Annotated in this window: 10 protein-coding genes and 1 pseudogene; 10 read left to right on the top strand and 1 reads right to left on the bottom strand. The window is 36.0% G+C overall.

Going from position 1 to position 10,140, the window contains the following annotated elements; translation table 11 throughout:
* Positions 1-88 precede the first annotated feature (88 nt).
* Positions 89-1,459 carry a TIGR03985 family CRISPR-associated protein gene (locus tag HWQ37_RS30835; protein ID WP_292754402.1) on the bottom strand — a complete coding sequence of 457 codons (1,371 nt, stop codon included), beginning with the start codon at positions 1,457-1,459 and terminating at the stop codon, positions 89-91.
* 102 nt (positions 1,460-1,561) lie between these two features.
* Here HWQ37_RS30835 and HWQ37_RS30830 point away from each other — a divergent pair, with 102 nt between their 5' ends.
* The 10 genes and pseudogenes from HWQ37_RS30830 to HWQ37_RS30785 all read left to right on the top strand — a co-directional run.
* Complete coding sequence (locus HWQ37_RS30830; protein WP_292754399.1) at positions 1,562-1,867, top strand: CRISPR-associated protein Csx3; 306 nt, start codon at positions 1,562-1,564, stop codon at positions 1,865-1,867.
* A 23-nt stretch (positions 1,868-1,890) separates the two neighbouring features.
* A complete protein-coding gene (locus HWQ37_RS30825) occupies positions 1,891-2,466 on the top strand; it encodes a hypothetical protein (protein ID WP_292754396.1) in 576 nt (191 codons plus the stop codon).
* Positions 2,467-2,471: 5 nt separating this feature from the next.
* Positions 2,472-4,829: a type III-B CRISPR-associated protein Cas10/Cmr2 gene (gene cas10, locus HWQ37_RS30820; RefSeq protein ID WP_465249730.1), complete on the top strand. Its 2,358-nt coding sequence runs from the start codon at positions 2,472-2,474 to the stop codon at positions 4,827-4,829.
* Entirely contained in the window at positions 4,826-5,560 is a 735-nt protein-coding gene (locus HWQ37_RS30815) for an RAMP superfamily CRISPR-associated protein (RefSeq protein WP_292754391.1), read from the top strand. Before cas10 ends, HWQ37_RS30815 begins: the two co-directional genes overlap by 4 nt.
* Positions 5,547-6,770: a type III-D CRISPR-associated RAMP protein Csx10 gene (gene csx10, locus HWQ37_RS30810; protein ID WP_292754388.1), complete on the top strand. Its 1,224-nt coding sequence runs from the start codon at positions 5,547-5,549 to the stop codon at positions 6,768-6,770. Before HWQ37_RS30815 ends, csx10 begins: the two co-directional genes overlap by 14 nt.
* Entirely contained in the window at positions 6,767-7,177 is a 411-nt protein-coding gene (locus tag HWQ37_RS30805; RefSeq protein WP_292754385.1) for a hypothetical protein, read from the top strand. The genes csx10 and HWQ37_RS30805 overlap by 4 nt, the downstream gene beginning before the upstream one ends.
* 61 nt (positions 7,178-7,238) lie before the next feature.
* Positions 7,239-8,405, top strand: a complete 1,167-nt coding sequence (locus tag HWQ37_RS30800) for a Card1-like endonuclease domain-containing protein (protein WP_292754382.1) — start codon at positions 7,239-7,241, stop codon at positions 8,403-8,405.
* 29 nt (positions 8,406-8,434) lie between these two features.
* Entirely contained in the window at positions 8,435-9,382 is a 948-nt protein-coding gene (gene csx7 / locus HWQ37_RS30795; RefSeq protein ID WP_292754379.1) for a type III CRISPR-associated RAMP protein Csx7, read from the top strand.
* A 10-nt stretch (positions 9,383-9,392) separates the two neighbouring features.
* Entirely contained in the window at positions 9,393-10,013 is a 621-nt protein-coding gene (locus tag HWQ37_RS30790) for a hypothetical protein (RefSeq protein ID WP_292754376.1), read from the top strand.
* Positions 10,014-10,039: 26 nt separating this feature from the next.
* Positions 10,040-10,140: pseudogene (locus tag HWQ37_RS30785) on the top strand (RAMP superfamily CRISPR-associated protein); the annotation flags it as partial.

Genomic DNA, 10,140 nt, shown 5'->3' with positions numbered 1-10,140 from the left:
GAGTGCTGAGTGCTGAGTTAGGAGTTAGGAGTTAGGAGTTTTGTTTATCTCCTTGTCTCCCTTGTCTCCCCAATCCCCAGTCCCTTTTTCAATTTTGATAAAGCATAAATTGGGTAGCGGCATCAGCAGCAAAGCTTTGCCGTAAATCCCAAGGTGTCAAAACTTCAACTTTTGGTTGCCAAGCTCGTAAACGCATGACTAGATTGTTATCTCTGTGTTCGTTATCTTGATATCGGATACGCGCTTGATAGTAAGCATCTTTAGGCGATCGCTTGGCAAGGATTTTTAATAAAGTTTGCTGTTGAGGTTGCTTGATTTCACCTTGAATTAAACGTTGTACTTGCTGGTAGCTAATTTCTTCAAAAGTGTCGTGGCGTTCAGTACCTTTAATGTAGCGATCGCAGAATTCTCGGTCAAATCGGAGTAACATCAATTGGGAAGGCAAGTAGAAATCAAATCCCCATACTTTAGACATTTCCAAAGCAATATCATCTGGGTTCGGTAAAGACTTCTGTTGATATTGCTGTTGTAAGTTTGAGGGTAGTCTAGGGTCTGTCCACTCTAGAGCAACCAAACTCCGAATCCGGTCAAGGCGAAAATTATACCAGTTAGTATCTTTTTGAGGGCTTTCGCCATAGGCACACAGATAAACCGCTCTCTGTACGTAGTAGATGCATACTGGATAAACGATACAATTAACGTTACCCTCAAGTCTGGCGCTAGTATAAGTTAATTTGATCGGTGGAACAGAAGTTTTTGCCCAAAGTTGTTTTAATTGCTCTTGCCAATCATCAACCATGTCTAGGGTACTACGGGGAATCACATAATCGAGTTTTAAGAAGAAACGTTGTACACCATTGATTTTTTGGGAGTGATTTTCTGCAAACCCTACCAAATCTTCATGCATGAAACTCAATTCATAAGCACCAACTTGAGTAGCACTTGCCCGATCTTTTGTAGTTATCGGATGTAGTGGAAACTCGCAAACTCGGTAGTATTTTTCGTATTTGTATACAAGCCAGCCGAGTTTAGCTAGAGTTTCTAAATCAGCTTGTAGTGAACGACGAGTTACACCAAATAAACGCCGTTGCAATAAAGTATCCAGTTCAGATTCAGCCATACCTGTGTGAGCAAGGATTAATTTTTGCCAGTGGGCAGCAACTATTCCTGTTTTTTCACTGAATAACCATTCGGCTACGGTTTTGGCGCACGGACAATGAGAGTCATGTATGGCGGGAATTTCTTCTCCTTTAGGATGTGTAGAACTGAAGAATGCATTCCGCCAATCTGCGTAAGAGAAAGAATCGTCTAAAACCACACGATCTTGATTGTCACCATATAGCGATCGCAACCATACCCACAACCGAATTGCTCGTAGTAGATTTTGCTTGAGATATCCGCGTCCTAAGCACTGCAATAGTTCTACATCAGGAATATCTTGAAAAACTAGTTCAGACAACAGTCCAATTCCGATAAAAATAACAATATTAAGATACAACATCTTGGAAGATACTTCTTCCAGGCAGGTGTATGATGTATCAATCAAATAAAGCTAAAGGTAATGAGTACTTACAAAATCGAGCTAAAAGACGGAATTTTACGGATAAATTTTGGTGAACCTGCCCAAAATGACCAGATTGTACGTGATGCCGCAGCCCGCTTGGAGGAAATGGCAACATCAGGAGAACTCGCGGGAGGGCCACTTCTAAAGATTAATGGGCCTATTTCTATCCCTGTAGCGTTTGTTCTAGCACATAAACTTGCTCATATATATGGTGCTGTTGCTTTTTACGATCCAAAATTAGGTAAATATGTCATTTCTATTACACACAATCCCTCGTATAAGCTGGGAGACTTAATTGATTAAAGTGAGTAAATGGAAACTCAGTAATGCTTAAATCGGTAAAAGTTGTCTTATGTGGTCCGCCCCAGTCTGGTAAATCTTGTTTGCGAGAGGGTTTGAAACAGGCAATTCGCCAAATTCCTGACGCTCCTTATCCCTTTGTAATTACAGCAAATCCTGATGGGGAGGGTAGTTGGTTTAGTGAGACAGCACAGCGCAACCTAGAAGAAGCAAAACAATATAAGAAGGCGTATAAGACAAATTTTACCCCAGAGTTTGTGAGAGTCAGAGCAGAGTGGGTAAAAAATTGTCCCGAACCGCTAATTTTGGTTGATGTAGGTGGTAAAACGACAGATGAAAACAAGTTAATCATGCAACATGCTACCCATGTAATAATACTGAGCGGAGATAAGAGTAAAGTTAAAGACTGGGAAAATTTTTGTATAAATATAAAGTTGCGGATAATTGCGATTATACACAGTGATTACTATGGGGAATGCGATCGCATTGAATCTCAGTCTCCCATTCTCACGGGTAGTATTCATCGGTTACAGCGTGGAGAGGATGTTTCAGAACGTCCGATGGTAAAGGCTTTAGCACGGTTGTTGGTGGGATTAATTTGAGGTAAATGAGTATGAATTCTGTTAATGTAGCGATCGCTTGGTGTCTAGCTTGGGGTCACGAACGTCAACCGCAGTTTGATATTACTGTTTTACAGCAAATGCGGGAAGCTTTGAATCAGAATAATACTAAAGAAGTTCCCGAAGCGGTTAAAGCAATTGTTCAACAAGTAGAAGAATTCCAAAGTATCAAAGATGATGATGATTTTCCACAAACTCTGGATGAGCTAAAAGAGAAATACTCTAATTTATGGAATCAAACTACTAAAATTGGTTTAGTTTATGGTGGTGCTACCAAAGTTAAAAACTATGTGTTTGAATCCGCAAAGATTCAAGAAATACGCGGTGCATCTGGTTTATTAGATAGAATCAACCAGATTGATTTAAAAGCATTTTTCAATGATGATTATCAACCAGAATATAACCCCAATCTTTATAAAGCTCAATGTATAGATATTAGAACATGGCTAAATGAGAACTTTCATGAAGATTTCAAATTATCCGAAGTTCTCATTCCCGAACTAATTATTTATTCCACAGGTGGAAATATTCTTGCTTTTTGCCCTGCTGCTTATGTTCATGATTTAGCTGATGCCATTGAAAAGCGTTATACTCATGAAACCTTAACAGCTAACTCTTGTGCAGTTGGCGACACATTTAGATTATTAGAAATCCGGTTTGGTTTACTCAAGGAAAATATAGAAGATACACCTTGGTTAGAGTGGTATCATAAGAATTACCAAAAACCAATAATTCAGGCTTATTTTGGATATCCGAAAGATGAAAAAGAACGATTAGAAGTATTTACAATTCGTAAAAGCTTCAATGAAATTACTACAAAATTAGCTGTTTTATTTAATAAACGACGTAGCGGCAATGATATTCCTGGACGTAAAACCACCCGCCGCTATCCACCGATGCTTGAAACCCATCCTTATTTAGTCAGAGATGGAGAGGAAAACCGTTCTGCTATTTTGCAAGTAGACAAACTAGCTAGAGAAACTTATTTTTCTGAACCATCAGTTAGAAAATATCTTTTTGGTGATAGAGCTAAAGATGGTGATCCAAAAGAACCACAATGGTATCTTGATTCTCAATTGCAATGGCGTAGAGGTATAGTTGAAAGCTGGGTAAATAGATTTAATGAATTTTTAGATGAAAATCCAACTTACAAAACTAAATACTATGCAGGTGTAAAACCCAGAGACGTAAAAACAGCCCAAACTCTTACTCATGTTAGTAACGCTAGTAAAGGTTTTCTAGGTTATATCTATGCTGACGGTAATAACATGGGTGGATATATCCAAAAAATTCGTAGGCCAGAAAAACACAAAGAATTTAGTCGAGATATAGACCTAGCAACAAGATATGCAGTTTATCAAGCATTAGCTGAAAATTTGCACCCTCATATACTCAAACATTTAAATGATGAAGAATCAGAACTAGAAAATGGCGATTTGATTCATCCTTTTGAAATAATTACCATTGGTGGCGATGACATTTTCATTGTTGTACCTGCTAATAAAACTTTAGAAATTTCTCAAATGATAGCCGAGAGATTTGAAGAAATTTTGCTCGATAAAATTAAATTAGTAGAAATTCAACCTCAAATAAAAGAAGAAAAGCGTATTTCAGGTAATTATAAGCTAAAATTCGATAAGCCATTTAAACCAAACGAAATTCATCGTTACCAACCATCAAAAGCTGCACCTTCAGAATGTAAACTTAGTACATCTATAGGTGTTTTAATTACGGCTTTTAATACACCTATATACTATGCTGAAGACTTAATTGAGCAATTACTAAAAACCGCCAAAGATCGGGCTAAGAAATTAAAAAAAGTGGGATATCATGGCGGAACAATAGATTTCATAACACTAAAGTCTGTGACAATGATTGCGTCTACTGTGAAAGATTTTCGTGCTGAAGCATTAACTGTAAATACTTCTCCGACTTTAAAACTCTATGCAGCACCTTATACAATACATGAATTAGGAGGATTAATAAAATCAATTGCAGCGTTGAAAAAAGCTAAATTTCCCAAATCACAACTTTACCAAATCAGGAGCTTATTAGAACGGGGTAAGCATACAGCTATTCTCAATTATCGGTATTTCCGAGTTAGACTCAAGCAGGGTAAATCTGAATTAAAAAATGATTTTGAAAAAGCTTGGTGTACACCTAAAAACGAAAACAATGGCGGTAATTTAGCACCTTGGATGTATGATGATGGTTCCTTAGAAGATGATAAATCAGGTTATCCTCTTTTTGAAACAATTTGGCGAGATATGATTGATATCTATGAATTTGTAGAAGAAGTAGAAAATGAAGTATCAGAAAATTTACCTGCGGAAGTTGAGTCATGATTAAATTAGAACAACTACCTAACTCACTCCAACCCTATACCATTACCGCTATCATTGATACAGCTTTATGTATTGGTGCTGGAGGTTCTTCCGGTTCACTCGCAGATAAACCCATAGTTCGCAACGCTGAAGGAAATTTACTCATTCCTGCTTCCCAATTAAAAGGGCGTTTACGCCATGAGTGCGAAAAAATTGCCAGAGGTTTAAATTGGGATATTTGCCATTCTCCCAACCCACAAACAATGTGTCCGCAAAGAGCAGGTTTAGATAGTAATTTTGATAGGGAAGAATATAAAATATCAGAAGATGATAAAAACTATCATTGTTTAATTTGTCAAATTTTTGGAAATCCCGTCTTACCTTCTCGGATCATATTTGATGATTTAATTTGTGAAGAAGAAGCAGAAAATTTACCAGAAATTATCCGTCCTGGAGTAACAATAAACCGTCGTCGTCGCATTGCGGAAGAAAGTAAACTTTACTTTTTGGAAACATCCCCAGCCAATATTAAATTGAGATTCAAAGGTAATATTTATATATCTAAGTCACCATTTAATAACCCAGATTATATAGGTGCATTAGTTTTAGCGGGACTGCGACACATTAACGCTTTAGGTGGGAGTAAATCTGCTGGCTTGGGGTGGTTAAATTGGGAATTACCCGCGTTATCTGTCGAACAAGCAGCATGGAATTTTTTAGCTAAAGGAGTGGGAAATAATGAAAAAGATTAATTTAGAAATTAAAGCTTTATCTCCTTTAGCAATAGGGCGACAGAAACCAGGAGGGAATATAAGTGAGGCTGAAACTTATATTCCCGGTTCAGTAATTCGTGGTGCTGTTGCTAGTCAAATATTAAAGGAAGCGAATCAAGAAATTCAAGAAGGTGATGACTTTCACAAATTATTTTTAAGTGAAAATCCGGCTATTTTTCAAAATGCTTATCCTGCGATGATTCAACGTCGGACTAAACCTCAATTACAAGTAACAGTTTTACCTTCTACAGTTCTTAGCTCTAAAACTAAACCTGGCTTTAAATCCAAATTAAATTATGGAGTTTTTGACACTTTAATTGACCGTTTTTGTGCTGATAGCTATAGTCATATTTATGACCCTAATTGTCCTGGAGACGGGGGTAGAGTAGATACTTTCACTGGTTTTTACAGTCAAATAGACGGAAAGTATTATAGTCATTCTACAAGTAATCGTTTATTAACGAGAGTTGGTATAAATCGCCGTCGTGCTACTTCTGAAGAAAGGGTACTTTATAGTATCGAGGTATTAAACGAATCGAAGGAACAAAAAAAGCAATTTGTAATATATACAAGTGTGATTTTAGTACCTGATGATTTATTAGATTCTCTACACACATTTATTGACAATCATCAAGATAATTTTCGTTTAGGAGGTTCCAGTTCACGAGGTTTAGGAAAAGTCAAAATTACAGCTAAAAAGCAAAGTGATATCAAGTCAAATGTAGATAGTCGAATTCATCAATTTAATCAGAAATTACATACACGCTGGAATGAATGGGGGAATATATTTGGTGAAGTTTACAAGATACCAAAAAATCGAATTTATTTTACAGTAGATTTACAAGCAGATGCAATTTTAAATGAAAATTGGCGACGCACAACGGTAATTTCTGAAATAATGCTACAACAACTTACAGGGGTGAATGATCCATCTTTGCAACTTTATACTGCTTACAGTAGCTATGAGTACCGTTCTGGTTGGAATTCCGCGTGGGGGTTAATGAAAGATGTGGAGTTAGTGACAAATAGAGGAGGGGTATATTTATTCAGTACCGAAAATAAGGATTTGTGGTTAAAACCTTGGGAAGATTTAGAAATTTATGGAATAGGCGATCGCACTTCCGAAGGTTTCGGACAAGTGCAAATTTGTAATGAGTTTCATAGTGTATTTAGAGAGGAAGCAGTATGAGTAATTTATCAGAGCAACAAACCGATTTACAAGTGCAAAAAGGAATTCGCCTAGCTGAAGATGAGCTAGTTATACTTATTCAATCTGCATTAGATACAGGAATATATGGAGATTTAGAAGAATCTCAATTTCGCAACTTATTACGTGTCTCAGACACTACTGATAGTGTAGAAGTAATTAAAAATTTTATCCGTTATCAAGTAGGTAGAGATAAAAAATGGGGTAGAGGTAAAGGTTCTCTAGCTGAGAAAATTATCGAAGATATTGATGGCAATATCAAGAAAAATGCTCACATAATTGCTGAATGTTGTCAAACAGACTTTAAACCTATTTGGCTAGAACTGATTCGCCGCTATTTGGGCTATGGCGCACGTCATTTGAAATATAAGCGCGATGGTAAATTATAAATATTTGCCAAGAATTGAATTAATAATTAACTGCACAAATTCAAGAAAATAGGAGTCCTATATGTCAGAGAGAGTAATGCTAGTTCTGATTGGAGGTCGTAGTGGAGTTCCAGCAATTGCAGGAGTTCTTCAATTTCTTGATCAAGTTGATAGGATAAAATTTTTGCTGTGTATAGAAGAGCAATATTTACAGGTTCAAAAAAATATAGAAAAAGTTATTAAGCAAGAAAGAAAAAATTTGGTTTGTGATAACGAAAGTGATGTAATTAGTGTTGATCCTAACAAGTTTGATGAAGTATATATAGCTGTACAAAAGCTTTGTCAAGGTGTAGAACAGTTAAAATATGTAAATTTAAGTACTGTGCCTCAATCAATGGCTTTTTCAGTTTATAGTTATGTTCAGGAAAAGTATAAAGATGTTTTAGTATTTACCGTAAACACAGATCAATCACAGATTATTCCACTAGTTTTTGGCAAAAAACCTGTAGCTTTTAATAAGAAATTAACTGTAGAAAATTACGTCGCTATGTATGATTTTAATATTTTCAAAAAGAAATTTTGCCATGAAAGCAATATAGAAATAATGGCAAAATATATCGTGGAAAGTATTGAAATATCAAGAAAAATTCTTTATGTGATTCGCAGTAATGCAGGTAGTGGTAACAGTATTAAAGCACCAAGAGGATTCAAAATACATGCAGAAGATTTTACTAAATTAGGGATGTTAACTAGTGAATTAGAAACTTTTTTTAGAGAATTAGAAGTTTATTCAATTATCCATAAATTTGAAACATTGAATAATGCCATTAAATTTCGCATAGAAACAAAAGAAAAATATGCTTTTTTGGCAGGAGATTGGTTAGAGATATTCGTATACTCCTCAGCTAAACAGTGTAGCTTTGATTCTGTAGAAATGGGAGTCGAAATAGATAATTATAGAGGCGAGATAGATGTGTTTTGTTTAAACAGTGCTAATGCAATGATTTGTGAATGTAAAACTGGTGGGAAACTAGATGCTGACGATTTGTCTGTTCTTAGTTCAAAAGCAGAGAAACTAGGAGGAAATTACTGTGTAAAATTATTCATAACAAGCGAAAATGACGTAGGAGAAGAATTTCTAAATAAGGCAAAGAATAATAGAGTTGTAGTGGTGTCAGGGAATGAATTAATTAGGATGACTAAGATTTTAGCAAAAGAAATGCAATCTCCTACGTATCCGAGACGCTAAATCAACACAGAAAATCAAGGATAAAATTTATGTTCGACACATTCAAAAATCGCTTAGAAATCACAGGTACACTCACGACAATCACAGCATTACGCATCAGCGCAGGTCGTTCTAGTGAACCAATTGGTTCAGATTTACCCGTAATAAAAGATGCTTTGGGTCATCCATTAATACCTGGTTCTAGCTTCAAAGGTGCAATGCGATCGCGCCTCGAAAGTTTCCTCAGAGGTATAGATGTAAATTTGGCAGCCAATCCTACAATTGAAGCAGAATCATCTATTCCATCCAAAACCATAAAAGATGAACATGGAAATATTCTCAAAAAAGGTTTGGATACTATCAAACAAGAAATTGAAGATGAACTAAAAGATGATCAAGAAAAAAATCTAAAAGCTGATAAGCGACTCACGGAAGAAATTCTAAAGATTTTAGAAAAACATGATTTAACTTCACACCTCTTCGGTTCACCCTGGATCGCCAGTAAATTCCAAGTCAGAGATTTAACCGTAGTACCTGATACCTGGTTTGGACAATATCAAGAAAGAGACGGTGTAGCCATAGACAGAGACACCGAAACAGCCGCAGATGGAAAACTCTACGATTTCCAAGTAGTTCCAGCGGCGACACAGTTTGAATTTAAAGCTGTGGTGGAAAATGCCGATGAATGGGAACTGGGACTGTTAATGATTGGGTTACACCAATTTGAAACTGAACAAATACCTTTGGGTGGTGGACGTTCTCGCGGTTTGGGAGTTGTTAAACTAGAAATTGATAAGATGTACTGGCTTGATATTAACAACAAACCAGAAAAATTATTAACCTACTTGCAAGAATTAGTTAATAGCAACTTAGGTGATAAATTATCCAGCTATGAAGATGGTAAAGAATCCAAACAAAAATGGACTCAATCTCTCATCACATATTTAACAGAAAATCTACCCAAAAGTTCTACGACTACAACCCAAACACAATCTTGAAGAGGTTAAAATGGCTTTCAGTAACTATAAAACTATCGGTGAAGTTCTCAAAGCATTTCAAGTTATCTATACCGAAGCCAATTTTATTAGCGAAATTCCCTTTAATATTCCCGACTACTTCCGCGAAGATTTAGAACTGATGATGCGGGATGCTGTTGTTGATAACTCAGAATTTGCTATCTGCGAAAATCTCATTTATCCGGTTCTTAAAGAAGTTTGGAAAACCTACCGTCAACATTTTATTTTATGGAGTCATGAATCCTTAAATTATGATGAAAAATTATCAGGATTTCCTGAATATATTTTGGCGAAACGTTCACCATTAGGTAAAGTCGTCTTTGACAAACCATACTTTATTTTAGTTGAAGCCAAACAAGATAACTTTGAAACAGGTTGGGCGCAATGTTTAGCAGAAATGATTGCTGCTCAAAGATTAAATGGAGAATATCAAATAATTATTTTTGGTATTGTTTCTAATGGCGCAACATGGCAATTTGGTAAATTAGAAGGTGACAGGTTTACCAGAAATATGACTCCTTTTACCATTTATGAACTAGATAAATTATTTGCTGCTGCTAATTTTGTATTCCAACAATCTGAATTACAGCTAAATAATTTAGTTGCAGCCTAAACAGATTTATTGAGATAAATACATCCATGCACAAACGACTTGTAAACCATTGTACTATTGATTTAAGCATCATCCCAGATGGGCCGATTCTGATTAAATCGGGACGTGAAGGTGCAGACCCGACAAA

The sequence above is a fragment of the Nostoc sp. NMS4 genome (assembly GCF_017115095.1).
In the GTDB taxonomy this organism is placed as follows: Bacteria; Cyanobacteriota; Cyanobacteriia; order Cyanobacteriales; family Nostocaceae; genus Nostoc.
The sequence above is the reverse complement of the archived record's forward strand: the minus strand, read 5'-3'. Positions and strand labels throughout refer to the sequence as shown.

Bases quoted from the DNA above. Each gene is read 5' to 3' on its own strand.
- HWQ37_RS30805 (WP_292754385.1), top strand. From the start codon at position 6,767: ATGAGTAATTTATCAGAGCAACAAACCGATTTACAAGTGCAAAAAGGA.
- HWQ37_RS30790 (WP_292754376.1), top strand. From the start codon at position 9,393: ATGGCTTTCAGTAACTATAAAACTATCGGTGAAGTTCTCAAAGCATTT.
- HWQ37_RS30815 (WP_292754391.1), top strand. From the start codon at position 4,826: ATGATTAAATTAGAACAACTACCTAACTCACTCCAACCCTATACCATT.
- csx10 (WP_292754388.1), top strand. From the start codon at position 5,547: ATGAAAAAGATTAATTTAGAAATTAAAGCTTTATCTCCTTTAGCAATA.
- HWQ37_RS30825 (WP_292754396.1), top strand. From the start codon at position 1,891: ATGCTTAAATCGGTAAAAGTTGTCTTATGTGGTCCGCCCCAGTCTGGT.
- cas10 (WP_465249730.1), top strand. From the start codon at position 2,472: ATGAGTATGAATTCTGTTAATGTAGCGATCGCTTGGTGTCTAGCTTGG.
- HWQ37_RS30800 (WP_292754382.1), top strand. From the start codon at position 7,239: ATGTCAGAGAGAGTAATGCTAGTTCTGATTGGAGGTCGTAGTGGAGTT.
- csx7 (WP_292754379.1), top strand. From the start codon at position 8,435: ATGTTCGACACATTCAAAAATCGCTTAGAAATCACAGGTACACTCACG.
- HWQ37_RS30830 (WP_292754399.1), top strand. From the start codon at position 1,562: ATGAGTACTTACAAAATCGAGCTAAAAGACGGAATTTTACGGATAAAT.